Genomic DNA, 25,447 nt, shown 5'->3' on the forward strand with positions numbered 1-25,447 from the left:
GCTACGGCGCTATTTGGGAGCGCGCGTCCGGGCGGCTTTGCTCCACCGAGCTACACCACCTCCGGGGACACGACCTGGTTTTAACGGCTGCTTCGCGATCTCCCTGGGGACCGGGCTTGTTTGCCCCCATCACCGGCGAGACGCGTCTCCGCTTCATCAACCGGCTTGACCTCAGCATCGGGAGGCCAGGACCACGCGACTTGACCGTACGTCCCGGGCTTGCTCGCCGGCCCCGCAAATGCAGAGCCCCAAGCCCGACACGTCCACCGCTCCCCGCTTGCTACGCTCCGTGACGATCGGCCGAAACGCCCCTCTTCATCGCAAACGGGATGGCCGGCAACATCGTTCTGATTTGCCCGACGATGCAAGCCGAACAGCGTGCGACAAACTGGCTCGACGGGCAATCTGCGCACGACGGGGATGCGGGAATTGCCCGTCGGGCCGCAGAGAACTGATGAGCACGGACGGGCCGACGTTCGCCACCGATGGCGACCACCTCCTCACGACGCTCATTCATGATTGCGTTTGCCCCGCACTGTCCGCCATAATTGTACAACAGACATTTTCGCGAGTTTGATTGCAGCCAAGACGATTGGAAGCCGAACGTTCTTTTGGGGAGAGAGCGCACATGCACGCGCCAGCGGCCGGCTCGAAACCGGTTCCCGTGGTCGGCACGGCCTACAGGCCGGATATCGACGGACTGAGAGCTGTCGCAGTCATGTCCGTCGTCGTGTTCCACGCCTTTCCGCATGTGCTTCGCGGCGGATTCATAGGAGTCGACATCTTCTTCGTCATATCCGGGTTCTTGATCACCTCGATCATCGTTGCGGATCTGGCGAACGGATCATTTCGTCTTCGGACCTTCTACGCTCGTCGCGTCAAGCGCATCTTCCCTGCCCTCATCGTGGTTCTTCTCGCCGCCCTCCTGCTCGGATGCTTTCTTCTGTACACCGACGAATACAAGGAGCTCGGCAAGCAAGTTGCGGCGAGCGCCGGATTTGCCGCGAACCTGCTGTTCTGGAAGGAGGCCAACTATTTCGACCTGACCGCGGAAACGAAGCCGCTGCTTCACCTATGGTCGCTGGGCATCGAAGAGCAATATTACATCCTCTGGCCGCTGCTGCTGTGGCTGTGCTGGCGGACAAGGAAGCGCGCCCTGCCGTACCTCGTGGGGCTGCTGCTCGTCGGGTCATTTCTGCTGAACATCAAAGCCATGGGCACCAGCCCGACCGAGGCCTTCTACTCCCCGCTCACGCGCGCATGGGAGCTGTTTGCAGGCGGCCTGCTGGCGATCGCGTCGTCCCCATACACCAGGCCGCTCTTCGGCGCTGTCCCTGACGCGGGGCATCGATCACCCATTTCCGATCGGCTCGCGGCGTCGGGAATAGTCCTGTTGGCGGCGAGCCTGATCCTGATTTCGAGAAATACGCCATTTCCCGGGTGGGCAGCACTGCTGCCTGTCGCAGCGACCTGCATGCTCGTCGGCGCCGGGCCGTATAGCTGGGTCGCTCGACGCATTCTCTCGCATCCTTTCCTGGTTGGAATCGGGCTGATCAGCTACCCGCTCTATCTCTGGCATTGGCCTCTGCTCGTCCTGACTCGCGCCTGGATGGGCGAGGCAGGCTCCGCACCGCTTCGATCCGGCGTCATCGCGCTGAGCGCCGGTTTGGCCTGGATCACCTATCGATTTCTGGAACGTCCGATCCGGTTTGGGCAATCGCCCTTGCGGTCGGTCCCACTGCTCTGCGGTGCCTCGGCGACGCTCGCGGGAATCGGCGCCCTGACCATGACCTACGGCTGGACCTTCAAGCCGGGCGATCTGAACAGCTACGCAGCCTATTTCGATTCCTTCCGCACGGGCGTGTCGCCAGCTCGGGAAGAGCTGGTGGAAATCAATCAGAACCAATGCAACTTCTACAACTTCGAGAGTGCGCTTCCCACGCGCGTCCCTCGGGACGGCATCAGCCCGGACTGCTACACCAGCCACTCTCGCAGAGCGGTGCTGCTCTCATTCGGCGCATCTCTTCCATGGCTTACGGAAGACGCTTCCGTCCGATACGTCCCTGCTGCTCGTTTATGCGTCGGGGTGCCGTCCACACCGGATCGATCTGACCAGACTGACGACCGACTACTGCGAGATGTCCAACTCCTTTGCGCTGTCGACAATCAAAGAGGTCGTTCCTGATGTCGTGGTCATCTCATTCAACAATTCCTTCGATACGGAGTACCTGCGCGAGGTGTCTCGGGACATCAAACGGATCGGCGTGAAACGGGTGATCGTGCTCGGACTGGCGCCTCATTGGGAACCGTTCCTCTTCAAGGTGGTCATGCAGCACTATTGGCAGTTCACACCGGCACGAATCTCGACGCACCTCGACCAGCATGCGCTTGGCATCGACAAGGCATTTCGAGACGAGCTCCAGGCCAACGAACCGTTCGAGTACCAGAGCCTTCATGACTTCTTCTGCAATCGAGAAGGCTGCCTCATCTATCTCGATCGCAACCGGCGCGAGGGTCTCGTGAGCTTCGATAATGCGCACCTGCGACCGCTTGCGTCCCTCTACCTCGCCGAGCACCTGCTCACCCCGTTGATCCAACGCGACGTCCAGCCGAGGACGCGTGACGACGCGCAGCCGCACGGTGGCAGGACGGGGACTCTCGATGACCGGCCAGGAGTGCAGTGAAGATACGGCGCATTGCCGGGGGCGGATCACGAGACGTCCCGCGCAGCCCATCCACGTCCGCCTGCCATCGCCCGACCTGTCCGCTCAAAACCGCCCGCGGCTTGTTCACCGGCTCGATGCGATCGAGAATCTTGCCGAGATCGCGCCTCGCGATCTGGCGTCGTAGTCGGCCTGCAGATTGCAGCCAGAGCTCCGGCGATGTATCGATGAATATGCATTGAATGCACCGATCGTCGTTCGGAAAAAGCGGCTTGCGCCGCCCGATCTCGGCGTGTAGATGGCGCCTGTCGCGAAAAGCGGTCGTTGCCTGCGGCCGAGTACAAGCCGTCCATCTGCCTTTTGGCATGGACCGGCCCAGCGTCTCCCACACATCACATCGATCGCCTGACAGATCGTCAGGCTCCAGCGAGCGGTCGCGCGTGTTTGCGCCATCGGCTCGCGTGAACCGGAGCGCGCCATGACCAGGGCTGTTGCCGTCATCTATCTCACCATCGTGCTCGATGCCGTCGGCATCGGGCTGGTCTTTCCGATCCTGCCGGCGCTGCTGCACGACGTGACCCACACCGACGACGTGCCGGTCCTTCTCGGCGTCATGACGGCGCTCTACGCCGCGATGCAGTTCATCTGCGCCCCGGTGCTGGGCTCGCTGAGCGATCGGCTCGGCCGGCGCCCGCTGCTGCTGGTCTCGCTGGCCGGCGCCATCGTCAACTACCTGTTCCTGGCCGCTGCGCCCGATCTCTGGATGCTCCTGCTCGGCCGCGCCATCGCCGGCGTCACCAGCGCCAACGTCTCGGTGGCCACGGCCTACATCACCGACGTCTCGCGCGAGGACCAGCGGGCCCGCCGCTTCGGCCTCCTCAATGCGATGTTCGGCATGGGATTCATCATCGGGCCCGTGCTCGGCGGCGCGCTCGGCGACCATTGGCTGCGGCTGCCGTTCGTCGTGGCGGCGGCATTGAACGGATGCAACGTCCTGCTGGCGTTGCTGATGCTGCCGGAATCGCGACCACCGGACCCAGGCAAGATCGAGATCGCAGTTCTGAACCCGCTGCGGCCACTGCGCTGGGTGTTCGCCGTCAAGAGCCTGCTGCCGGTCGTTCTCCTCTTCTTCCTGTTCAGCGCGACCGGCGAGGCCTATGGCGTCTGCTGGGCGCTGTGGGGCGGCGACACCTTCCACTGGAGCGGTCTTTGGATCGGCCTGTCGCTCGGCACCTTCGGGGTGTGCCAGATGCTGGCCCAAATATTCCTTCCCGGTCCGGCCGTGAGATTGCTGACCGAGCGCGGCGCCATCCTGACCGGAGTGACCTGTGTCTGCACGGCCCTCACCGCCATGGCGTTCGCCAACCAGAGCTGGATGGTGTTTGGCGCGATGCCGCTGTTCGCGCTCGGCGGCATGGGCATGCCGGCCCTGCAGTCGATCGCCACCCGGCAGGTGGACGCACATTTGCAGGGCCAGTTCCAGGGCGTGCTCGCCGCCACGGTCAGCCTCGCCTCGATCGTTGCGCCGCTCGGCTTCTCGAGCCTGTACTTCGCCGTCAGGGACGAATGGCCCGGGGCGATCTGGCTGTCGGTCGTCGCCATCTACGCGATCGCCATTCCCGTCGTCGTCACGCTGCGCCCGGCCAAGCCGGCGCCTGCGCCCTGATGCGTCGGAACCATCGCCGTCGCCGCCCGTTGGCCCGGATGCCTGAGATCGAACTCGCAAAGCCGCTCGTTCGAGCGATGCAGATCTATCGTCGCGTGGCCAGACACGATCTGGACCAGGGAGCGCGGCGCGCCCTGGCGCGGCATATCCGCGGACTGGCCGAACAAGGCGTGCATGATCCCGGCCGGCTGACCGTGTGCGGCCTCAGCTATCTGCGCAAGCTCGACCGACAACGCGGCTCCGACCAATCCTGATCTGCCGTGCCGGGACGCGGCGGGCGATCGGCCAGCTCGCCGCCCCGCGGTCACGGTGACAGTGCACGAAGCTTGAGATCCCCCTGCCCGCGGACACGCCAAGCCTCCGGTCCTCAAGCCGCCCGGAATCTTGGCGAGAGCGCCCGCTCACATCTCGAGCGTAACCAGGAACTCCTCGCGCAGAACCTCTCCGGGATGCATCGGCTCGAGCTTCTTGGTCATTACGGCAGCTCTTGAAGCTCGGAGCTAGCAGCTCGAGTCCCCACCGGCCCAGCGGTAGATACGGGCGCTCAGGGGGCCCGCTCCCATCGGGTTGCTGACCTTGATGGTCACGCGCGATCCGGAGCCGGATTTTTCGATGCGCGCTGAGACGAAGTAGTTCATCCGGACCCCATAGCTGCCTGCGACCAGGCGAAACTCCGCAAAGCCGCGGTCGCGGTGTAGCTCGCCTTCAGATTCGATCTGTCCCCCGCCCGGGTTGCCCGGATTGCCAAAGACCCGCACGGGCGGATAACAGCGCTTGCCGGTCTCGCTCAAGCGGCGGTAGATCTCCTCGTAACTTTCGGAAAAGCTTTTGCTGTCGGCAACGTCGCGCGAATTCAGGCCCTCCGGCGACATCGCACATCCACCGAGCAGCGCAATGGCAGCCCCCGTCAGCGCCGCACGCAAAGCGAACTTCATTTCCATGAACGATCCCCCAGCGCCCAACGATCGCCTCGCCCCCGAGTAATCACCGTCGTATTCGCGCTACCTGAAAGATACGCGAGTTCCCGTGAACCGTGCAATATGCGACGCGTCGAGACTTGGTGCTTTTGCCCCGGAGATGTCTTGACATGGCGGTCGAAGACCGAGGTTGAGGTCAACCCGCCTGCAGCGATCGTCGTCTATCGGTAGGAGCCGAACGCGAGGACCATCCGCATCGTTTGCGCGTGGGCGAAAATCAGCGGCGCACCAGTTGGCTCCGATGATGGGCCGGCATTCGGAACGATCGCCGCCAGCTTCCGTTGACTTCGATGCCTCGGATCGAACTTGCCAAGCCGCTCTCGCGAGCGATGCAGATCTATCGCCGCATGACCAGACACGATCTGGACCAGGGGACGCGGCGCGCGCTGGCGCGGCACATGCGCGGGATGACCGATCAGGGCGTGCATGATCCCGGCCGGCTGACCGTCTGCGGCTTGAGCTATTTGCGTCAACTCGACCGACAACGCGACCGCGAGCGATCCTGACCTGTCGCGTCGGACACATGGCGATCGATCGTGAGCGGACCGCACCTCCGATCCGCCCGATCGCTTGGCTACATCACGCCTTTCAGTTCAGGCGAGTGCGACGGAGATGGCCGGGGCAAGCCCGGCCATGACGACGATGAAATGGCGGGCATGACTTAGATCGACTACGCGATGGCCTTCTCGCGCCCAATCGATCCTCTGCTGGTAGCGACCGCCTCAGTTCGCGCTGATCGCGTGCAGATGCATCGCGAGCATCATCGGATCGTGGTGCGGCTCGGCGGAATAGGACGCATGGGCCGTTGCTTGGTCATGGTTCGCGCCGGCATCGGCGCCATTCAGCGCAGCAGCGTCGGCCTGGGCATTCGCCAGCACCTGCGCGGCGCCGGCGGCATCACCCAGCTTGGTGAGGCTGGCGGCCGTCTCGGCGGCCACCGCGGAGGCGATCGCGACGGCCTGCTGCGGCGTCTGCACCGGTGCGGCGACCCCGGCGGCGTGCGGGATCTGGGCGAGCAGGGCCTGCGTGTCGGGAGTCGAGATATTGTAGCCGAGCGTCTCCAGCACCACGAGATCGATCGGCGACAGCGTCTGCGACGTGGTCGGATTGTAGAATTCGTTCAAGGGATCGCGGGCGCCCTGGATGCCGGTGTTGAGGAAGTCGGCCGGGTCCGACATCTGGCCGTAATCGGCGATCTTGGTGAGCCCGCCGTCGAGCGAGAAATACGCGGGAGGCGCCGAGCTGATGCTGTTGTTGATCAGATGCTGCCCCGGCTTGGTGAAGTCGAACAGGTCGAAGATGTCGAGATTGCCCGGCGACGGCACCCGTCCCAGCGCATGCGACAGTTCGTGCAGCGCGACGCCGACCAGCGACTGCGTCGGGATGTCGGTGTTGAAGACGGCGAAGCCGTCCTCAGTCGTCGTGCTGTTTGGATCGATGAGCCCGAGCACCTTGGCCTGGGCGTTGGCGACGAACACCTGGGAATGGCCCTGCACTGCCCGCCCCGTCGGCAGGTTGTCGAACACCGTGTCGCCGGCCGCCGCGTGGTCCTGCAGATCGGTTCGGAGCTGCGCGTAGCTGGTGAGCACGCCATTGGAGACATTGGCGCCGGCCCCGCCGCCGGTGCCGGCGAAATCGATCGCGAGGTTGACCGTGGCCTGATCGGTGATCGCCGAGGACAGGATCGCCGCCGCCTGCTCGACGCCGGCGCGGAAGCTTTCGGGCGCGGCCGCGGCGGCGGCATCGAAGGTGAGGTTGAAGGTGAGCCCGCCGGTGTGAACCGAGACGGTCTCGGAGCCGTCGGCGTGTACCACCGGATCCGACACCGCGCCGGGCGGCAGCACGACAGGCGAGGCAGCCGCAGCCATATTGGTCGTCGTGTTCTTCGCCGCCGCGGCCGGATCGGGCATCATGAGACCATCTGAGCTCAGCCCGAGCTGGTCATGGGTCAGCGTGTTCATCAGACGGACTCCTTGATCATGGCCCCCCGCGTCTCCAGCTGCGAGGCGTTCGCAGGCTGCGACCATCATCGGCAAGTGAGTGAAAAGTCTGACGCTGCCGGACCCACTTCGGGGCAGCCGTGCCACGGTTTGGATGCGGCCGGGCGGGCCCGCCATGCTCCTGCCGCGCTGGTCTCGCGCGACGAATGACGGCAATCTGCGGCAGGCGTCCGCGACGGATGCAGCCAACATCATTCAGATCGAGAGCCTCCCATGAAGATGCGCCCGCTCGGCCGTTCCGGCCTCAACGTTCCGCCCCTTTGCTTCGGCTGCAACGTGTTCGGCTGGACGGTGGACGAGGCGGCCTCGTTCCGCCTGCTCGACAAGGTGCTGGAGTCCGGGATCAACTTCCTCGACACGGCGGACGTCTATTCGCGCTGGGTGCCCGGCCACAGCGGCGGCGAGTCCGAGACCATCATCGGCAAATGGATGAAGCTGCGCGGCAATCGCGATCGTGTCATCCTCGCCACCAAGGTCGGCATGGACATGGGCGACGGCAAGGTCGGGCTGAAGGCCGACTACATCGCGCGCGCGGTGGAGGACAGCCTGCGCCGGCTGCAGACCGACGTGATCGATCTCTATCAGTCGCACAAGGACGACGAGACGACGCCGCAGGAGGAGACGCTGGCGGCCTATGACAGGCTGATCAAGGCCGGCAAGGTGCGGGTCATCGGCGCCTCGAACTTCTCGGCGGAGCGGCTGCAGGCCGCGCTCGAGCTGTCGGCGAAGAGCGGCTTGCCGCGCTATGAGAGCCTGCAGCCGGAATACAGCCTCGCCGAGCGCGCATCCTACGAAGGCGCGCTGCAACGCGTCTGCGAGAACTACGGCGTCGGCGTCATCACCTTCTTCTCGCTGGCCGCCGGCTTCCTCACCGGCAAGTATCGCTCGGAGGCCGATTTCGGCAAGAGCCCGCGCGGACAGCGCGGCATCCCGAAATACATGAACGAGCGCGGCATGCGCATCCTCGCCGCGCTGGACGCGGTCGCAAGGGAGACCGGAGCGCAGCAGGCCTCGATCGCGCTGGCGTGGCTGCTGGCCAAGCCCTCGGTGACGGCGCCGATCGCCAGCGCCACCAGGCCCGAGCACGTCGACACGCTGGTGGCGGCGACGGAGCTCGCGCTGACCGCGGACCAGGTCGCGCGGCTCGACGCGGCGAGCGCGTGAGCGCCGGCGCGCGACGCCACCATTCAGCGCCAGGCGTGCGACGTTTCGACACGCACGCAGGACGGTCGTTCTCCACCGAACAGGGCCTGTGATGGAGGACTCGGCGCGCTCAGTGCCGGTCCTCGATCGCAACACCCGATCACGCTCCTGCACCGCATTTTCAGCACAGCGGTGAAGCGGGCCGGGCGACTTTGCAGCATCTCGCGGATCGCCACCTCACGGCCAAACTTCGGCCGGGATCGAACTGCTAAGTCCACTGTCAATTTAGAATGTATCGAGGAAGCGTTCGGTGAATCGTGTCGCGCGCGTAACTGTTGGCGCATTCGTATTTGCATGTGGTCTGTCATCCCTCGTGGCGCTGTCTGGCAGCGCCCGAGCGCAGCAATTGCCGCAGCGCCCGCCCACCGGCGGCGCCGTCGGTACGCTGCCGGACCGCGAGGCGCTGAACTCCGGCACCGTCACCGTGATCACCGCGCCGATCGGCGGGCCGATGTCGGTCATGGGCTCCGACATGGCCGCGGTGCTCGACGAGGGCGAGAGCCTGCGCGTGCTGCCGATCCTCGGCAGGGGCTCGGCGCAGAACCTCATCGACATCATCATGTTGAAGAACATCGACATGGGCTTCGTCACCACCGACGCGCTGGAATTCGTGAAGACGGAATACAACATTCCAGACATTGCCCAGCGCGTGCGCTACATCGCGCAGCTCTTCCACAACGACGTCCACATCGTCGCGCGGCGCGAGATCCGCTCGCTGGAGGATCTCAATGGACGGCGGGTGTTCGCCGAGCGCTCGATCGGCCTGCCGGCAGCGCGCACGATCTTCCGCCGGCTCGGCATTCGCGCCGACATCGACTCCCAGACCGATCCGACCGGCGGGCTGCAAAAGCTGATCGACGGCCAGGGCGACGCCTGGATCGCATCGGTGTCGAAGGACGCGCCGATCATCAAGGGCATCAAGAACGAGGGCGGCCGGCTGCATCTCTTGACGATCCCCTATGACCACGCGCTGCAGGACATCTATCTGCCGTCGTCATTCTCGTCCGAGGAATATCCGAACCTGGTGCCGCCGGGCACCAAGGTCGAGACCGTCGCCGCCTCGACCGTGCTGATGGTCTACAACTGGCCGGAGAACAGCGAGCGCTATCGCCGCACGGCGCGGTTCGTCGACGCGCTGTTCGGCAAGATCCAGGTGCTGCAATCGCCGCCGCGGCATCCGAAATGGCGCGACACCGTGCTGTCGGCGCCGGTGCAGGGCCTGGTCCGCTTCAAGGCGGCGCAGGAATGGCTCGATGGCGCCCGCGCGATGCAGTCGCCGGGCCAGGATGCCAACCCGGCCGAATTCCGCAAGTTTCTCGACGAGCGCAAGGCGCAGGCGAGGATGTCGCCGGACGAGGCCGCGCGACTCTACAGCGACTTCCTGAAGTGGCAGCGGAGCAGGGAGCCGCGCTGAGCGCCGAACCGCCGGAAGCGACGTCCCGGCATCAGGAGCGCGGCGGCAATCCCGCCTGATCGGCCGTGCGCCGGACGGCCGGCAATGTCGCATCCGCAGCGCCGCCTTGCGAAGGCGCGGCGCGCGCGAAGCTGAGCTCGACCGTGGTGCCGCCGCCCGGCGTCTCGCGCAGCGCGACGCCGCCCTGATGCGTCGCCATGACCTGCGAGACGATCGAAAGCCCGAGCCCCATGCCTTCGCCGCGGGTGTGGCCGCGCTCGAACGGCCGCAGCAGGCGTTCGGGCTGATCGGATTGCAGGCCGGGCCCCGAATCGATCACGCGCAGGCGCGCCGCGGCGTCGACCTCGACGAGGATCGGACCGCCCGCGCCGGCATGCGCGACCGCATTCCTGATCAGGTTGGAGAGCGCGACCGCGATCGCCGGCTCCGAGCCGCGGATCCGGACCGGCGCATCGCAGCCGGCGAAGCCGATCTCGAGCCCGGCCTGCAGCGCCATCGGCACGTGCTCGGCGGTGACGCGCCGCGCCAACGCGACCAGGTCGATCTCGCCCAGCTCGTCCGGCTCCAGCGAAATCCGCGCCAGTTGCAGCAGCATGGTGACGATCGACGACAGCTTCTGGTTCTCGCCGACCAGTTTGGCGCGCAGGCCGGCATCCGGCACCGCCTCCAGCATGGTGCGGGCGTTGGTCAGCGGGGTCCGCAGCTCGTGGGCGGCATTGGACAGGAAGTTGCGCTGCGCCTCGGCGGCGTGGTCGATGCGCGACAAGGCGCGGTTGAAGGCGGTGACCAGCGGCAGCAATTCGGCCGGCGCGTCCCGCTCGGGCAGCCTTCGGCCGTCGGGCACGCCGTCGATCATCTCGGCCGCGCGTGCGACCGCACGCACCGGGCGGGCGATCAGCGTCGGCACGAACAACAGCGCCGCCAGCACGGTCGCGACCAGGACCAGGATGATCGGAAGCGCGACGATGGTCGCGTCGGTCAAGGTGCCCGTCATCAGCTGCGTCGACGTGTAGGCGACGCCGCCGGTCTCGATCAAGACCTCGCCGACCGGCGTATTGCGGACCGCCATCATCCGTTTCAGGCGCCGGGTCTCGCCGTCGATCGCATAGGCCAGGAAGCTGGTGCCGTTCTGCGACGACGGACCCTTGTGCGGTCGCCATTTCGGAATCGGCCCGTAGCTCACCTCGCCGCTCTTGTCGGAGACGACGTACCAGAACGTCGGGAAGTCCTGCATGATCGTGTCGAGCCGGGGCGTCTGCTTCACGAGCAATTGGCCGCCAGCATCGCGAGCCACGGCCTCCTTCAGCGCATCGGCAACGTCGGCCGCGCCCCACGTGCCGTCATCGTCGCCGCCGAAGCGGATCAGCAAGGCAGCGGCGCAGATCAGCATGATGGTGGTGACGACCGCAATCAGCGTCGCGGAGAGCAGCGTGATGGAGCGGCGGATACGGCTGAGCTTCTGCCACCTCACCTGCGTCACTCGCCGCTCAGGAGATAGCCGAGGCCGCGCACCGGCCTGATCGTCGCCCTGCAATTGGCTTCGCGCAGGCGGCGGCGCAGCCGCGACACATGGGCCTCGATCGCGTTCGACTGGATCTCGTCCTCGAAGCCGTAGGCCGCGGTCTCCAAGGTCTCGCGCAGCACCACCCGCCCGCTGCGGCGAACCAGCGCCTCGAGGATCGCCAGTTCGCGCCTGGGCACCACGATCGGCGCCTGGTCGACGCAGACCGCGCGATTGACGATGTCGAAGCCCAGATTGGCGATCGAGACCATCGCGCCGCGGTCGAGAAACAGCCGGCGCAGCACCGCCCTCGCCCGTGCCACCAGCTCGATCGGCTCGAACGGCTTGGCGACGTAGTCATCCGCGCCCTCGTCGAGCGCACGCGCGATGTCGGCGGGGTCGTCGAGCGCCGTCAGCACCACGGTCGCGGGGCTCGGCTTCTGCTGCCGCAGGTCCGGCAATAGCGCCAGCCCGTCGCCGTCCGGTAGTCCGCGGTCAATCACCACGAGCTCGAAATTGCGCACCGCGATCGCCGCCCGCGCCTCGTCGAGCGTCGTGACGATGTCCGACGAGCCGAACGCCGTCGCGAGTGCATCCCGCAGCCAGAGCCCGAGCTGGGGATCGTCCTCAACGACCAGAACGCGCACGCCATCCTCCCGCAACATCGACAATCGGCTGTTCCTATCATTACAGACGGATTACAATAGGATTACGTCGGCGGCATTGTGGTACCGTTGTTTTTTTCAGCGCTCAATCGAAGTCGAGCCGTTCTGCCAGGGCTGATCGAGCCTCCATCGCGATATCTCAGTTGCAAGCTGAACGACTTCTCGGCCGGCGCGATTGCAGTGGTATGACGTGCCATGCCGCGATGATCCGATTTTCGACGTCAGCCTTTCGTAATCGTCTCGGCCTAGACTGGCATTCAAATACGCGCCGAGGATTCGCCCGCATGAAGCCTGCCGCATGATCGACCGGACACACCGGGCGATCGGCCATTCTTGTCGGCCGCGGCTGCCGATCGCGCGTCACATCCGTCGCCTCATCATTGATCAACATCGACATGTTCCATGGCTTTGCGTTCTCGACCGTCGCCGAACGGTCGGACTGTCATCCGGCGGCCTGGCGCCGTCCGTTCCTGCGTTGGCTCGACGGCATCGAGGCCGGCTGGGCCGTGCCGCTGCTGCTGGTGTGCTTCGTGGCCGTGTGGACGGCCTATCTCTCGATCGCCTACGCCGGCGCCGGCCTGCATCCCGACGTGATCGAGACCTGGACATTCGGACGGCAGTTCGCCTGGGGCTACGACAAGCATCCGCCGCTGATGGGCTGGATCGCCGGTGCCTGGACCGCCGTCTTCCCTCTTTCCGACTGGTCGTTCCACCTGATGGCGATGACCAATGCGGCGCTGGCGCTGTGGTTCGTCGACCTGATTTCGCGCCGCTTCGTCGTCGGGGACAAGCGGGTGATCGTGCTGCTGCTGCTGATGCTGACGCCAGCCTATCAGTTTCACGCCCAGCGCTTCAACGCGAACTCGGTGCAATTGGCGACGTGGCCGCTCGCCACCTACTGCTTCCTGCGCGCGTTCGAAACGCGAACGCTGCCCTGGGCGGCCGCCGCCGGCCTGACGGCCGCGCTCGCGCTGCTCGGCAAGTACTACTCGATCTTTCTGGTGGTGAGCTTCGCATTCGCCGCCATGGCGCATCCGCAGCGACGCGCCTATTTCACCTCGGCGTCGCCATGGATCTCCACGGCCGCAGGCCTCGCCGCGCTGTCGATGCATCTCGACTGGCTCGTCGGACATGACGCGGCGCCCATCCAGCACGCGCTGATGCACGCGCGCTCCACCCTGGCGACATCGTCGCGGGATGCCCTGTTCTTCGTGCTGGGGCTCGCGGCCGCGATGGCCGTTCCGGCTGCCACCTGGCTGATCGTCGCCGGCGCCAGGATCAGGTCTTTCACCACGGAGATGGCCGCGCTGAACGGCGGCCTCCGGCTGTTGTCCTATATCGCCATCGGCACGGTCGGCCTGCCCGTCATCAACGCGCTGATCATGGGCACCGACCTGCCGTCGCTATGGGCGCTGCAGGGGCTGTTCCTGTTCGTCGTGGTGATCGTCTGCGGCGCAAGCTATCCGATCGCGCGCTTCCACACCGTCAACATCGCGGTGCTGACGGTCGGGATCGCCGTCCTGGCTGCGATCGTCGCGGCGCCGCTCCACGCCTTCTACCGCAATAGGCACGGCTATGAGGAAGGTCGCACCTTCTACCAGCAGACCGCGCGGGAAGCGACGCGCCAATGGCGGGAGTTGACGGGGAAGCCGCTCGAGCATGTCGGCGGCACCGAGAGTCTCGCGCTCGCAACCGCCTTCTACAGCGCTGATCATCCCGCTTACGGTCTGCCCGTCTCGATCCACGAGACCGGTGCGGACTCTGGCAGCGAAGGCTGGATTTCGTTGTGCTTCCGTGACCAGGCGGATTGCATCGGCGCCGCGGAAGCGGTGGCCGCCCGATCCGGCACCTACGTCAAGCGCGAGTTCGCGGTGCAGGCGCGGCTGCTCGGCTGGACAGGATGCACACGAACGGTGGTGGCATTCCTGGTGACACGGCGGAAGGAACCATAGGGTTGAGGCAACGCCGCACGCGGCAGCCTCGTCAGCGGATCCGAACATTCGGATCAAGGACAAGGTCCCGCGTCGGCGGGACCTTGCGCTCGGGCGGCGGTCTCAGTCGTTGTCCCAGGATCCGTCGGAATAGCCGTCCCGGTAGCCGGACAAATAGCCGTCGCCATAGTTGCCGTATTCCGCGTCGTACTCATAGACGCGGTGACGACGATAGACGACCCGCGGCGGCGGATAGTCGTCGTAGCTGTAGACATAGGTGGGCGCGGAACGGGCGGTTGCCGCCGAACCGATCAGGGCTCCGATCGCCAGACCTCCGACGACGCCGGCGGCGACCGCCGCTCCGCGATTCCCGCCAGCGTTGGCCGGCGTGGCGATCGTGCCTGCGATGGTCGAGGCCATGATCATGAGCGCGCAAATTCGTTTCATTGGGTTCTCCTTGCGATCGGCTCGGCCGTCGCTGCGGGAGACTCGTGTCTGCGGCTTACCGCATCATTACAGACGGCGGATGGCAGATGCACAACGAGCATGTGAGCGCGAGCACCGCCGCGAGCTCCATCATGGCAGGCCGTTCGGACGTGTGGGGCTGGGACACAAACCGAACGGCCTGCTCACTGGACTCCGACGACGTTCGAAGCCATGCGGCGCCAGATCATGATGGAAGGTGCCGCAGGTGGGACGGAGCCGACCTGATCAGGCCGGGCTTTCGGGTCTGCGGCGGCGCTCCAATGTCCTTCCGATCGAACGCCACATCGAGAGACGGCGAGCAATGCTCATCATGGCACGCTGTCGATGGCAAACCGATGTGACCTCGATCAAGGACGCGTTGAAGCTAGCGTCACGGCCTTACCGCAGGATTACAGTACGACGCGGATGATCCGGGCATCTCACCAGTGCATGGCCGGGAAAAATTCCAAGGCCGGCCGTGCTGATGGCCTCCGTGCTGAACACAGCGCGCGCGAGCAGCGGGATTCGATGTGATGGAAGACAACGGGCCCGACGGCGCGCTGCGGTGCTTCACGTTCCGACGGCGCAACGGCGATGTAGTTCCGTATGAGCGGCGGCGATTTCAGAGCGTCCGGCGCGCGAGCTCACCGCGGCGTCGGAGATATCGCCGCCCGCCTCATGCCCGCCCAGGAAACTCCGCAGTTCCGCCGGCGTGCGCGTGACGCGACGAGCGTTGCGCAGATCGCTCAGTTTCTTTCCCGTGCGACGCGAAGCGAAATCAGCAGGCATCGCGCTGGAATTGTTGTGCGGCTCCGCCGCCATCTGCTAGGGAGTGCGGCATCGCGCGATCAGCCGGTTGGGAGAGTGGGTGTCTCTGACACGCGAACGAATCGAAGGGCTCGCGCCTGATCAGGCCTCACTCGCCGCAGCGCTGAAGCTCGTGAAGCCTGCCAACTGGCCAATGCTGGCCGCGAGCAGCGATGCCGAGGTGCTGTGGGGCGAATGCCAGGGCTCCGGCGCGACGCCGTATCGCGTGGTCGCCGCGGCCGACGGCAGCGGCTACAAATGCACCTGCCCGAGCCGCAAGTTTCCCTGCAAGCACGTGCTGGCGGTGCTGTGGCAACGGGTCGACAAGCCCGAGCGGTTCGAGACCACCAGCCCGCCGCAATGGGTCGAGGATTGGAGCGCGCGGCGGCGCGGCGCGAGCGGCCGCGCGCCGGGCAAGCCCAAGCCGGAGGGCGACGATGCGGGCGCGCCACCGTCGCTCGATGCTGCCCTGGCAGAGGCCGCGACGATTGCTCCCGCCGACCCAAAGGCTGCCGCGCGCGCCGAGGCGCAGCGCGAGCGGATCAGGGCCGAGCGCGAGGCGGCGATCCTCGCCGGACTCGACGAGCTGGAGCGCTGGATCGCGGATCAGCTCAACCAGGGGCTTGCCGATTTCGCCGCCCGCGCCGCGTCCGCCGCGCGCACGCTGTCGACGCGACTGGTCGACGCCAAGGCCGGCGGCCTCGCTGCGCGGCTCGACCAGCTCTCATCCGAACTGTTTCGCGTCGGAGAGGATCGCCGCGCCGATCTCGCCATCGAGCAGCTCGGCACCATGTCCCTGATCGCCTCGGCCTACCGGCATCAGGACCGGCTGCCGGCACCGCTGCGCGAGGATGTCCGACGCGCGGTCGGCTGGTCGCTGCGCCGCGAGGAGCTGCTGGCGGACGCCACGGCCCCGCGCGCGAGCAGCGTGTGGATCGTTGTCGCCAACCTGTCCGAAGTGCAGCCGGACAAGCTGCGCAGGCTGGAGACGTGGCTCGTCAACACGGGCGATGACCCCGGCCAGCCGCGCGCCGCGGTGCTGATCGATTTTGTGCCGGTGTCCGGCGGCGGCGCCGGATTTCCGTTCGCGCCGGGGGAGATCATCGACGGCGAGGTCGTGTTCTATCCGTCGGCCGCGCCGTTGCGCGGGCTGCTGGCGAGCCGCAAGACGGCGGCGACCGCGACCTGGCCGCAGCCATTGCCGGGGCTCGCCCCAGCGCTGCAGGACTACACGGCGCGGCTCGCCGCGCTGCCGTGGCTCGATCGCTGGCCGCTGCTGCTCGCGGGCGTCACGCTTCACACCGCGGGAAAGGGTGCGCTCGTCATCGCCGACAAGGCCGGAGCTGCGATCGCGGTGGAGCGCGGCCAGTTCGACCAACTGACGCCGCTGCTCGGCCTCGACGACCTGTCGCTGCTGTGTCTGTGGGACGGCCGCATTGCGCAGGTGCTGGCCGCCGAAACGGCGCTCGGCCGCTGGCATCACGAGGGCTGACGATGGCGAGCGCGATCGATCCCCAGAGCCATGCCCGCCTGCGCCAATCCTTCCTGCTTGGCCTGGCGCGGCAGCCCTTGACGACGCCGCCGGCGCTGGCCGAACTGTTGCCACACGGACGCGAGCCTGCGCTGCCACTCCTTGCACTGGCCGCGCAATGGCAGCGCTTCGCCGGCGCCGCGGCGCCTGTCGCCGATCCCGTCCCGGACGCCGCCCTGCGGCTGCACCAGGACGCGCGGCCCATCCTGCCCGAGGCGGCGCGGCGCGCGCTCAAGGCATTGGCGCGCAGCGTCGAGAAGTCGCTGGCGTCGAGCGCCTTGCCGCTCGCGCTGCGCCGTATCCAGGCCGCCGGCTGCCGGCTGCATCCGTTCGACCTGCCGGATTTCGTGCCGCACATCAAAGCCAATGCCGAGGACCAGGGCCTCGCCGAGCGCGCTTATCTGGCGCTGATCGCCTCCGACGCCGATGACGATGCCACCAAGGGCCTGTTCTTCGAACGCATCACCATGGAGAACTGGACCACCTTCCCGAAGACGCAGCGCCGCGCCTTCGTGGCGGAGCAGCGCCGCAACAATCCCGCCGACGGCCGCGCGCTGATCGAATCGGTCTGGAAGAGCGAGCCCGCGCCGGTCCGCGCTGCGCTGCTCGATGCACTGATGGTCGGCCTCGGCTCCGATGACCGGCCGTTTCTGGAAAGCCTGAGCGCCGATCGCGCCGACAGCGTCAAGCAGATCGCCGCACAGCTCCTGACCCGGATCGCCGAACGCACCGAGCACGGCGCCCGGCTGACCGAGGCCGCGCGGTGCTTCCAGCGCGCGGGCTCGTTGCTGGCCAAGATCGGCCTCGGCGCGGCGTCGACAGTGACCTTCAAGCTGCCGGCCGACGGCCTGAAATGGCAGGAGGCCGAGGCGTTGCGCGAGCGGCTGTTCGGCGGGCTGCGGCTCACCGCGCTCGCCACGGCGGTCGGCGCGCCGCCCGAGGCGCTGATCGCTTCACTGCCGCCGTCCGAGCACCGCGTGCTCACGCTGCTGATGGATGCCGCCGCGGCCGAGGGCGATGACGACACCGTGCTGCGCATCATCGGCTCGCGCCTCTGCGGCGGTGACGCACTGCACGGATATGCGCTGATGTCCCTGGCGGCGAAGGCCCGCCAGCCGCTCGCGCCGCAGGTCGCCGAACGCGTGCTCGCATCGCCGGCCTGGCAGAAGGCGATTCAGGACCTCGCCGACGCGACGACGCCGGCGGCGCAGAAGGACGACGGCCGGTTGGTGCTCATGGCTGCGCTGATGCCGCGCGCGACGATGCCCGCCTTCGTCGCCACGCTCACCCCGCTGTCCCCCGCGACCGCGCGCGCGGCCAAGGATTTCACCGACCTCGTTCTCGCGTTGCCGACGTAACGCACCATCAAACAGTCCGGAGCACGCCCATGACAAACGCTGATGCGAGCCCAAGCGACGGCCAGCTGCGCCGCTCCGCGGAAGCATTGCATGCCCACGAGCTCGAGGCGCTGGCGCAGGAGGACACGCGGGCGCGGCCGGCGCAATGGCGGCTGTCGCCACAGGCGGTCGTGACCTATCTGATGGGCGGCCGCACCAAATCGGGCGTCGAGATCACGCCGAAATATATCGGCAACCGCCGGCTGATCGAGACCGCGGTGGCGACGCTCGCGACCGACCGCGCGCTGCTGATCCTCGGCGTGCCCGGCACGGCGAAGTCGTGGGTCTCCGAACATCTCGCCGCCGCGATCTCCGGCTCGTCCGAGCTGATCGTGCAATGCACGGCCGGCACCGACGAGAACCAGATCCGCTACGGCTGGAACTACGCGCTGCTGCTCGCCAAGGGCCCCTCGCGCGAGGCCATGGTGGCGACGCCCTTGATGCGCGCGATGGAAGCGGGGCGGATCGTACGCTTCGAGGAGCTGACCCGCATGCCGTCGGACGTGCAGGACACGCTGATCACGGTGCTGTCGGAGAAGCTGATGCCGATCGCGGAGATCAACGACGCCGTTCACGCCCGGCGCGGCTTCAACATGATCGCGACGGCGAATGCGCGCGACAAGGGCGTCAACGAATTGTCCTCGGCGCTGAAGCGGCGCTTCAACGTCGTGGTGCTGCCGCTGCCGGCCGACCTCGATGAGGAGGTGAGGATCGTCACCAAGCGCGTCGGCGAAATCGGCGGCGGCCTCGAGCTGCCGAAGATCGCGCCGGCCGACCAGGAGATCATGCGCATCGTCACGGTGTTCCGCGAGCTGCGCGACGGCCAGACGCTCGACGGCCGGCTCAAGCTGAAGTCGCCGTCGGGCTCGCTGTCGACGGCGGAGGCCATCGCGGTGACCATCGGCGCCTGGGCGGAAGCCGGCCATTTCGGCTCCGGCGTGATCGATGCGCAGAGCATGGCGGCGAACCTCGTCGGCGCCATCGTCAAGGATCCGGTGCAGGACAAGGTCGTGCTGCAGGAATATCTCGAGACGGTGGTGCGCGACCGCAAGCCGTGGGCCGATCTGTACGGCGCGATCCGCGACGTGATCTGACATGGCCGCGCCGCAGCACGATCGCCTGCATCTGCTCGGCATCCGGCATCACGGGCCGGGATCGGCGCGCGCCGTGCTATCAGCGCTCGACGCGGCCGATCCGGCCGTGGTGCTGATCGAAGGACCGCCGGATGCCGATGAGCTGATCGCGTTCGCCGCCTCGCCCGCGATGGTGCCGCCGATCGCGCTGCTGGTCCACGCCCAGGACGATGCCGCCAATGCGAGCTTCTTTCCGTTCGCGCTGTTCTCGCCCGAATGGCAGGCGATCCGCTGGGCGCTGGCGAGGGGACGGCCGGTCCGCTTCATCGACCTGCCGGCGTCGTACCGCCTCGCCGAGCGGGCCAAGCCGAAGCAGCCGGAGGGCAATGAAAGCGAGGCCGCGCCGGAGGACACTCGTGCGCCTGCGCCAGATGAGCCGGACACGGTCGATCCTGAGCTGGCGCAGATCCGGCGCGATCCGCTGGCCTATCTCGCCACCCTTGCCGGCTATGACGACAGCGAGTCCTGGTGGAATGCGATCGTCGAACAGGGGGCGCATGGGCCGGAGATCTTTGCCGCGCTGGAAGCCGCGATCGCGGCGTTGCGCGAGAAGATCGATCCGCTGCCCTACCAGCCTGCCGATGAAGCCCAGCGCGAGCTGCGCCGCGAAGCGCATATGCGCCTGGAAATCGCGGCGGCGCTCGGCGAGCAGGACGGGGCCGTCGCCGTCATCTGCGGCGCCTGGCACGTGCCGGCGCTGCGGCGGAAAGTGGCGCTGAAGGACGATCGCGCGCTGCTGAAGGGGCTGCCGCAGGTCAAGGTCACCGCCACCTGGGTGCCGTGGACGGAGACGCGCCTCGCCGCCGCGTCCGGCTATGGCGCCGGCGTAATTTCGCCGGGCTGGTACGCGCATCTGTGGCAGGGACTGCAGCACGGCCAGGCCGCCGCGCTCGACGCCACCGGCTTCACGACCCGCTGGCAGGCCCGTGTCGCGGAGCTGCTGCGGCGGAACGGGCGGCCGGCATCGACGGCATCTGTCATCGAGGCGTCCCGGCTCGCGATCACGCTGGCCGCGTTGCGCGACGTCGCTTTGCCGGGATTGGCCGAGATGCGCGAGGCGAGCCTTGCGACGCTCTGCGAGGGCGAGACGGCGCCGTTCCGCCTGATCGAGCAGCAGCTCATCATCGGGCAACGTGTCGGCGAGATCGACGACAGCGTGCCGCAGATGCCGCTCGCCGCCGATCTCGCGCGCTGGCAGCGCAAGCTGAAGCTGAAGCCCGAGGCTCTCGACACCGACATCGCGCTCGACCTGCGCAGCGAGGCCGGGCTTGCCAAGTCGCAGCTCCTGCACCGGCTGGGCCTGATCCAGGTGCCGTGGGGACGGTTGCAGGGATCGGGACAGAGCCGCGGCACCTTTCGCGAGAACTGGCGCCTGCGCTGGGAGCCGGAATTCTCGGTGCGTCTCGTCGAGGCGCTGGTGCACGGCACCACCGTCGCGCAGGCTGCGGGCAATGCCGCCGTCACCAACGCACAGGCGGCGACCTCGTTGAACACCGTCGCGGCCATCGTGCGCGGCTGTCTCGAAGCGGGTCTGAGCGAGGCGGCCGAGACGACGATCGCGCTGCTGCAGCAACGCTCGGCCGCGACAAGCGATGTTGCCGATCTCACCGAGGCCGTGCCGCCGCTCGCCGAAATCCTGCGCTACGGCACCGCACGGGCGCTGCCGACCGAGACGCTGCGCCTGCTGGTGACCAGCCTCGTCGAGGCGATCTGTGCCGGCCTCGTCTATGCCTGCCGCAGCCTGCAGGCCGACGTCGCCGCCGATCTCCGCGGCAGGCTGGCGCGGCTCGACGTCGCGATCGGACTGATCGAGGATCGCGGCCTGCGCGACGGCTGGAGCCGCGCGCTGTTGCACGTCGCCGCCGATGCGGCGGCGCATCCGCTGTTGAAGGGCCTGGCGAACCGCGTGCTGTACGATCAGGGCATCGTGTCACCGGAGCAGACCGCGCTGGCGCTGTCGCGCGCGCTGTCCCACAGCGTGCCGACGCTGGAGGCCGGCGACTGGCTCGACGGATTTCTCGGCCAGAGCGGCCAGGTGCTGCTGCACGACCAGATGCTGCGCCGGATCATCGACGGCTGGCTGGCTGCGATCGACGACGAGGCGTTCAACAACCTGCTGCCGGTGATGCGCCGTGCCTTCGCGAGCTTCGACCGCAACGAGCGGCGGCGCCTGCTGGACGAACTGGCCAGGCAGCGGCCGCTGGCCGTCGGCTCCACCTCCGACGCCAGCCCGCTGCTGCCGCCCGCGCCGCTGCCGGCCACCGCCGCCGGCTTCGACGCGGCCGTGCCCTTGCTGCTGACCATCCTCGGCGCCGACCGGCCGATCAAGGAGGCCAATCGATGAGCGACGACGCTGATGCCGAGCGCAACCGCCGCTGGCGCCTCGTGCTTGGCGGCGACGACCAGGCCGGCCTGTCCGATCGCGATCGGCGCCTCGATGCGGCGCTGGCCGGACTCTATGACGCCGGCTCCGGCGGCAAGCGCGGCGGCGGCCGACGCGGCGGTCTCGGCGGCTCGGCGCCGCGCGTCGCGAGCTGGCTCGGCGACATCAGGGAGTTCTTTCCGGCACCGGTCGTGCAGGTGATCCAGAAGGACGCTTTCGAGCGGCTCGGCCTGAAGGAGATGCTGCTGCAGCCTGAGTTTCTCGCAGCCCTCGAAGCCGACGTGCATCTCGTCGCCGACCTCATGGCGCTGCGCTCGGTGATGCCGGAGAAGACCAAGTCGACGGCGCGCCAAGTCGTCGCCAAGGTCGTCAAGGAGCTGATGGAAAAGCTCGATGCCCGCACCACCGAGACGATCCGCGGTGCGGTCGACCGCCGCCGCCGCACCCGCCGACCGCGCGCCGGCGACATCGACTGGCCGCGCACGATCGGCAAGAACCTGCGCCACTGGCAGGCCGAGCATCGCACCATCGTGCCGGAGACATTGATCGGGCACGCGCGCGCCGCGCGCCGGACCAATCTTGAGGAGGTGATCCTGTGCGTCGACCAGTCGGGCTCGATGGGCACCTCCGTCGTCTACTCCTCGATCTTCGCCGCGGTGCTGGCCTCGATCCCGGCGATCGCGATGAAGCTCGTGGTGTTCGACACCAACATCATCGACCTCACCGAGGAGCTGGCCGATCCGGTCGAGGTGCTGTTCTCGGTGCAGCTCGGCGGCGGCACCGACATCAACCAGGCGCTGGCCTATTGCGAGCGCCTGGTGCGCGAGCCGGCGCGCACGCACATGGTGCTGATCAGCGACCTCATCGAGGGCGGCATCGCCGAGCAGATGCTGGCCCGCGCCAGGGCGCTGGTGTCGTCGGGCGTCAACCTGATCGTGCTGCTCGCGCTCAACGACGACGGCCGCCCGGCCTACGACGCCAAGCACGCCGCGATCCTGGCCGCGCTCGGCTGTCCGGTGTTCGCCTGCACGCCGCATCAGTTTCCGGAGTTGATGGCAACCGCGCTGAAGCGCCAGGACATCTGGTCGTGGGCCGCAGCACAGGACATCAAGCTGGTGCGGCCGGAGGACGGCGTACCGGGCGTGTGAATGAAGCGTCTCGTTCTGTCATGCATCCTGCTGCTCGGGCGCTACGCTGTTCTGCCGGTCGTCGCGCTGGCCGCCGGATTGCTGTTCATCTGGCTGATCACGCTGGACGACTACACGAGAATTGCGCTCATCACCGCCCCCATCATGTTCTGCGTGGTCGCGGCCGCCGTCGCGCTGGCGCTCGGAATTCTTTTCGTGCCGGCCCGGCGCGAGCGGAGCAACGTCCTGGACGAAGCAATGGCGCCCGCGCTCTGGCGGATCTGGCAGGAGCTCGATCCAGCCTTCGCCAAGCCGGCGCGCACGCTGCGGTTCGACGCCGAGTTCAATGCGTCGATCAGCGAAGCGCGCGGCTATGCCGGCATCTTCCGCCAGCACGTCACGATGACCGTCGGACTGCCGCTGCTGATGATCCTCGACGAGCGGGCCATCCGCGCCACCATCGCCCACGAGGTTGCCCATGCCGAGCTGCGTCACATCACCGGGGCCGGCAATCTGTTCGACTTTCTGCGCGCCTGCGAGAACGTTCTGCATTATGCGAACCCCGATCGCACCATCACCGGCCGGATTGCAGCACGGCTGCTGCGTGCAGTGCTTGGATGGGTCAACAGGGAGTATCTCGCACTCTCACGTCAGAATGAGCTGGCCGCCGACCGGCGCGCGGCCGCGCTTATGGGACCATCCGAGATGGCGCGATCGCTCGTGCTGATCGCCGGTGGCGTGGCGCGACTGCGCAAGCTGGTGTTCTCTCCCTTGGAGACCGACATGCTCGGCGCCATCAGCCTGCCGGCGACGCCGCTGCAGCGCATGTCGACCCATCTCGTCGACATCCGCGACCATGATGCGCTCACCGCTGCTGCGGCCAAGACGATCGAGGAGGAGTCCATGGAGGACCCGAACTCGACCCACCCGCCGCTCCGTGCGAGCCTTGCCAATCTCGGCTGTGCCACGCTCCCCGCAGTCGATCCGATCGAGGCCCCGGCCATCGAGCGACTGCTCTCACCGGATGCGGCGCGCGACCTTTCGGCCCAGCTCGACGCCGAGTGGCGCAAATTGGCACAGACCAGGGTCCGTCTTGGAGGCTGATATTCAGCATACCTGCCGGCGACGCCTGCCCCCGTGGAACTCGGCGCGCATCTATGCTAAGGTGCTGCCGTGCACGATCTCCGGGAGCCTTCGGTGCGACGCGCGCAGGTCAAGGTCGATGTCCAGGCCGACGAGCCGGACTGGGCACCTGCGCGACAGGACTTATGGCAGCGCATTGCCGCGCATGATTTCGAGCCGGATACGCCGTTCAACTTCACCCAGCGGTTGGCGCGCGACCATGGCTGGAGCCTCGATGAGGCCCGGGCCGCGATCGAGGCCTATCGCCGCTTCTGCTTTCTCGCGATGGTTTCGCCGACGCCGGTGACGCCCAGCGAGGTGGTTGACGAGGTCTGGCACCAGCATCTGATCTATTCGCGCGACTATTGGGTGATCTGGTGCGGCGAACGGCTCCAGGCCCCGCTGCATCATGATCCGACGCCCGGCGGACCGCATGCGCAGATGACCTACCGCCGGCAATATGCCGAGACGCTGGCACTGCATGAACGCTTCTTCGGTCCGCCCAGCCCCGATCTGTGGCCTGCGACACACATCCGTTTCGCCGGCCCGCGCTATCACGTCACCGACCTCACCCATTGGCTCATTCTGCCCCGGCCCCGCGCATGGCTGCGGCGGCTGTTCAGGAGATGAATATGGCGCTCAATCCGTTCGACTGGACGGCCGGCCCATTCCTACTCGTCTACATCGTTCTCGGCGCCATCATTTTCCTCAAGGCCTTCGCCCTACGCGGCACGATCGGCCCGGCCGCGGCCAAGCCCCAGCCGCCTTTGAACGAGCTCGAGCTGGCCTATCTCGCCGGCGGCGCGCCACGTTTCGGCGATACCGTGCTGCTCGGCTTCGCTGCGAACGGCGCAGCAACCTTCACCGCCCGCGATCACAAGATAACAGTGACTGATCAGACGGCGCTGGCGGCGCTGATGGACCGTCCGCCGCGGCTTGCATTCCGCCCGGAGATGACACGGCAGGAATTCCAGCAGGCGCTTGCGCCACTTACGGCGCGCATTCAGGCGCGGCTGGAGGCTCTCGGCTATGCACCGACCGACAGCCAGATGGTGGCATTCCGCAAGACCGTGTTGCCGTTCGTCGGCGCGCTCATCCTGTTCGGACTGATCAAGGTCCTCGTCGGCGCTTCGCGGCAACACGACGTAGGCTTTCTAATACTACTACTCGGTCTTACGGCGCTGGGCGCGGCGATGATCGCAAAGGCGCCCTCCCGCACATACGCCGGCAACGAGGTGCTGCGGAGCTATCAGGCGACCCATGCGCGCGCAGCCCGCGCCCCGCGCGAGCATGAATTGCTACTGGCCGTCGCACTGACCGGCGCGGCGGTGCTGTCCGGCACCGCCTACGCTTCGGTGCTGGCAACATCCAAGGCGCTGAGCAGCAGTGGCGGTGGTTGCGGCGGTGGCGGTTGCGGAGGCGGTGGTGGCGGCGGCTGCGGCGGCTGCAGCTGACAATCAAT

The 25,447-nt window shown here is 67.3% G+C and carries 22 protein-coding genes; 16 read left to right on the forward strand and 6 right to left on the reverse strand.

Annotated elements, in window-relative coordinates; translation table 11 throughout:
* Window positions 1-628 precede the first annotated feature (628 nt).
* The 4 genes from QW863_RS31115 to QW863_RS31130 all read left to right on the forward strand — a co-directional run bounded on the left by QW863_RS31115 (window position 629) and on the right by QW863_RS31130 (window position 4,583).
* The gene (locus tag QW863_RS31115; RefSeq protein WP_315715416.1) at window positions 629-2,185 is read left to right on the forward strand and encodes an acyltransferase; all 1,557 of its coding nucleotides are present in this window, start codon (window positions 629-631) and stop codon (window positions 2,183-2,185) included.
* Window positions 2,067-2,684: an SGNH hydrolase domain-containing protein gene (locus tag QW863_RS31120; RefSeq protein WP_315715439.1), complete on the forward strand. Its 618-nt coding sequence runs from the start codon at window positions 2,067-2,069 to the stop codon at window positions 2,682-2,684. The genes QW863_RS31115 and QW863_RS31120 overlap by 119 nt, the downstream gene beginning before the upstream one ends.
* A 457-nt stretch (window positions 2,685-3,141) precedes the next feature.
* Window positions 3,142-4,329 carry a TCR/Tet family MFS transporter gene (locus QW863_RS31125; protein WP_315715415.1) on the forward strand — a complete coding sequence of 396 codons (1,188 nt, stop codon included), beginning with the start codon at window positions 3,142-3,144 and terminating at the stop codon, window positions 4,327-4,329.
* A gap of 38 nt (window positions 4,330-4,367) precedes the next feature.
* A complete protein-coding gene (locus QW863_RS31130) occupies window positions 4,368-4,583 on the forward strand; it encodes a hypothetical protein (protein WP_315769653.1) in 216 nt (71 codons plus the stop codon).
* A 246-nt stretch (window positions 4,584-4,829) separates the two neighbouring features.
* On the opposite strand, the gene QW863_RS31140 is transcribed toward QW863_RS31130, so the two are convergent.
* Complete coding sequence (locus tag QW863_RS31140; protein ID WP_315715413.1) at window positions 4,830-5,270, reverse strand: hypothetical protein; 441 nt, start codon at window positions 5,268-5,270, stop codon at window positions 4,830-4,832.
* A gap of 326 nt (window positions 5,271-5,596) precedes the next feature.
* On the opposite strand from QW863_RS31140, the gene QW863_RS31145 reads away from it, so the two are divergent.
* A complete protein-coding gene (locus tag QW863_RS31145) occupies window positions 5,597-5,812 on the forward strand; it encodes a hypothetical protein (RefSeq protein WP_315769656.1) in 216 nt (71 codons plus the stop codon).
* Window positions 5,813-6,028: 216 nt separating this feature from the next.
* On the opposite strand, the gene QW863_RS31150 is transcribed toward QW863_RS31145, so the two are convergent.
* Entirely contained in the window at window positions 6,029-7,267 is a 1,239-nt protein-coding gene (locus tag QW863_RS31150; RefSeq protein ID WP_315715411.1) for an NF038122 family metalloprotease, read from the reverse strand.
* Window positions 7,268-7,519: 252 nt separating this feature from the next.
* On the opposite strand from QW863_RS31150, the gene QW863_RS31155 reads away from it, so the two are divergent.
* Both QW863_RS31155 and QW863_RS31160 read left to right on the forward strand, forming a co-directional pair.
* Complete coding sequence (locus QW863_RS31155) at window positions 7,520-8,470, forward strand: aldo/keto reductase (RefSeq protein ID WP_315715410.1); 951 nt, start codon at window positions 7,520-7,522, stop codon at window positions 8,468-8,470.
* 289 nt (window positions 8,471-8,759) lie between these two features.
* A complete protein-coding gene (locus tag QW863_RS31160; RefSeq protein WP_315715409.1) occupies window positions 8,760-9,923 on the forward strand; it encodes a hypothetical protein in 1,164 nt (387 codons plus the stop codon).
* A gap of 31 nt (window positions 9,924-9,954) precedes the next feature.
* Here QW863_RS31160 and QW863_RS31165 read toward each other — a convergent pair whose 3' ends face one another.
* Together QW863_RS31165 and QW863_RS31170 are read right to left on the reverse strand one after the other, a co-directional pair.
* Complete coding sequence (locus tag QW863_RS31165) at window positions 9,955-11,403, reverse strand: HAMP domain-containing sensor histidine kinase (RefSeq protein WP_315715408.1); 1,449 nt, start codon at window positions 11,401-11,403, stop codon at window positions 9,955-9,957.
* Window positions 11,400-12,071 (reverse strand): response regulator transcription factor, encoded by a 672-nt coding sequence (locus tag QW863_RS31170; protein WP_315715407.1) that lies wholly within the window; start codon window positions 12,069-12,071, stop codon window positions 11,400-11,402. The genes QW863_RS31165 and QW863_RS31170 overlap by 4 nt, the downstream gene beginning before the upstream one ends.
* 413 nt (window positions 12,072-12,484) lie before the next feature.
* On the opposite strand from QW863_RS31170, the gene QW863_RS31175 reads away from it, so the two are divergent.
* Window positions 12,485-14,041, forward strand: coding sequence for a glycosyltransferase family 39 protein (locus tag QW863_RS31175; protein ID WP_315715406.1), 1,557 nt, complete (start codon window positions 12,485-12,487; stop codon window positions 14,039-14,041).
* Between the two features lie 102 nt (window positions 14,042-14,143).
* On the opposite strand, the gene QW863_RS31180 is transcribed toward QW863_RS31175, so the two are convergent.
* Together QW863_RS31180 and QW863_RS31185 are read right to left on the reverse strand one after the other, a co-directional pair.
* Window positions 14,144-14,467 carry a hypothetical protein gene (locus QW863_RS31180; RefSeq protein ID WP_315715405.1) on the reverse strand — a complete coding sequence of 108 codons (324 nt, stop codon included), beginning with the start codon at window positions 14,465-14,467 and terminating at the stop codon, window positions 14,144-14,146.
* 588 nt (window positions 14,468-15,055) lie between these two features.
* Complete coding sequence (locus QW863_RS31185) at window positions 15,056-15,307, reverse strand: hypothetical protein (protein ID WP_315715404.1); 252 nt, start codon at window positions 15,305-15,307, stop codon at window positions 15,056-15,058.
* A 46-nt stretch (window positions 15,308-15,353) separates the two neighbouring features.
* Between QW863_RS31185 and QW863_RS31190 the strand changes: the two genes are divergently transcribed.
* The 8 genes from QW863_RS31190 (at window position 15,354) to QW863_RS31225 (ending at window position 25,439) form a co-directional block, all read left to right on the forward strand.
* Complete coding sequence (locus QW863_RS31190; RefSeq protein WP_315715403.1) at window positions 15,354-16,784, forward strand: SWIM zinc finger family protein; 1,431 nt, start codon at window positions 15,354-15,356, stop codon at window positions 16,782-16,784.
* 2 nt (window positions 16,785-16,786) lie between these two features.
* Window positions 16,787-18,181 (forward strand): DUF5691 domain-containing protein, encoded by a 1,395-nt coding sequence (locus QW863_RS31195; RefSeq protein ID WP_315715402.1) that lies wholly within the window; start codon window positions 16,787-16,789, stop codon window positions 18,179-18,181.
* A gap of 29 nt (window positions 18,182-18,210) precedes the next feature.
* Window positions 18,211-19,314 carry an AAA family ATPase gene (locus QW863_RS31200; RefSeq protein WP_315715401.1) on the forward strand — a complete coding sequence of 368 codons (1,104 nt, stop codon included), beginning with the start codon at window positions 18,211-18,213 and terminating at the stop codon, window positions 19,312-19,314.
* A 1-nt stretch (window position 19,315) separates the two neighbouring features.
* Window positions 19,316-21,697 carry a DUF5682 family protein gene (locus tag QW863_RS31205; RefSeq protein ID WP_315715400.1) on the forward strand — a complete coding sequence of 794 codons (2,382 nt, stop codon included), beginning with the start codon at window positions 19,316-19,318 and terminating at the stop codon, window positions 21,695-21,697.
* Window positions 21,694-22,884 (forward strand): vWA domain-containing protein, encoded by a 1,191-nt coding sequence (locus tag QW863_RS31210; protein WP_315715399.1) that lies wholly within the window; start codon window positions 21,694-21,696, stop codon window positions 22,882-22,884. Before QW863_RS31205 ends, QW863_RS31210 begins: the two co-directional genes overlap by 4 nt.
* A complete protein-coding gene (locus QW863_RS31215) occupies window positions 22,885-23,967 on the forward strand; it encodes a M48 family metallopeptidase (protein ID WP_315715398.1) in 1,083 nt (360 codons plus the stop codon).
* 93 nt (window positions 23,968-24,060) lie between these two features.
* A complete protein-coding gene (locus tag QW863_RS31220; protein ID WP_315715397.1) occupies window positions 24,061-24,615 on the forward strand; it encodes a hypothetical protein in 555 nt (184 codons plus the stop codon).
* 2 nt (window positions 24,616-24,617) lie between these two features.
* On the forward strand, window positions 24,618-25,439 hold the full coding sequence (locus tag QW863_RS31225) for a TIGR04222 domain-containing membrane protein (RefSeq protein ID WP_315715396.1): 822 nt from the start codon (window positions 24,618-24,620) through the stop codon (window positions 25,437-25,439).
* Window positions 25,440-25,447 lie beyond the last annotated feature (8 nt).

The sequence above is a fragment of the Bradyrhizobium sp. SZCCHNR1017 genome, from assembly GCF_032381375.1.
Taxonomy (GTDB): Bacteria; Pseudomonadota; Alphaproteobacteria; order Rhizobiales; family Xanthobacteraceae; genus Bradyrhizobium.

Excerpts from the sequence above, each read along its gene's own strand:
- QW863_RS31125 (WP_315715415.1), top strand. The coding sequence starts at position 3,142 with ATGACCAGGGCTGTTGCCGTCATCTATCTCACCATCGTGCTCGATGCC.
- QW863_RS31200 (WP_315715401.1), top strand. The coding sequence starts at position 18,211 with ATGACAAACGCTGATGCGAGCCCAAGCGACGGCCAGCTGCGCCGCTCC.
- QW863_RS31180 (WP_315715405.1), bottom strand. The coding sequence starts at position 14,467 with ATGAAACGAATTTGCGCGCTCATGATCATGGCCTCGACCATCGCAGGC.
- QW863_RS31215 (WP_315715398.1), top strand. The coding sequence starts at position 22,885 with ATGAAGCGTCTCGTTCTGTCATGCATCCTGCTGCTCGGGCGCTACGCT.
- QW863_RS31155 (WP_315715410.1), top strand. The coding sequence starts at position 7,520 with ATGAAGATGCGCCCGCTCGGCCGTTCCGGCCTCAACGTTCCGCCCCTT.
- QW863_RS31225 (WP_315715396.1), top strand. The coding sequence starts at position 24,618 with ATGGCGCTCAATCCGTTCGACTGGACGGCCGGCCCATTCCTACTCGTC.
- QW863_RS31130 (WP_315769653.1), top strand. The coding sequence starts at position 4,368 with ATGCCTGAGATCGAACTCGCAAAGCCGCTCGTTCGAGCGATGCAGATC.
- QW863_RS31195 (WP_315715402.1), top strand. The coding sequence starts at position 16,787 with ATGGCGAGCGCGATCGATCCCCAGAGCCATGCCCGCCTGCGCCAATCC.
- QW863_RS31140 (WP_315715413.1), bottom strand. The coding sequence starts at position 5,270 with ATGGAAATGAAGTTCGCTTTGCGTGCGGCGCTGACGGGGGCTGCCATT.
- QW863_RS31150 (WP_315715411.1), bottom strand. The coding sequence starts at position 7,267 with ATGAACACGCTGACCCATGACCAGCTCGGGCTGAGCTCAGATGGTCTC.
- QW863_RS31205 (WP_315715400.1), top strand. The coding sequence starts at position 19,316 with ATGGCCGCGCCGCAGCACGATCGCCTGCATCTGCTCGGCATCCGGCAT.
- QW863_RS31210 (WP_315715399.1), top strand. The coding sequence starts at position 21,694 with ATGAGCGACGACGCTGATGCCGAGCGCAACCGCCGCTGGCGCCTCGTG.
- QW863_RS31115 (WP_315715416.1), top strand. The coding sequence starts at position 629 with ATGCACGCGCCAGCGGCCGGCTCGAAACCGGTTCCCGTGGTCGGCACG.
- QW863_RS31145 (WP_315769656.1), top strand. The coding sequence starts at position 5,597 with ATGCCTCGGATCGAACTTGCCAAGCCGCTCTCGCGAGCGATGCAGATC.
- QW863_RS31185 (WP_315715404.1), bottom strand. The coding sequence starts at position 15,307 with ATGGCGGCGGAGCCGCACAACAATTCCAGCGCGATGCCTGCTGATTTC.
- QW863_RS31175 (WP_315715406.1), top strand. The coding sequence starts at position 12,485 with ATGTTCCATGGCTTTGCGTTCTCGACCGTCGCCGAACGGTCGGACTGT.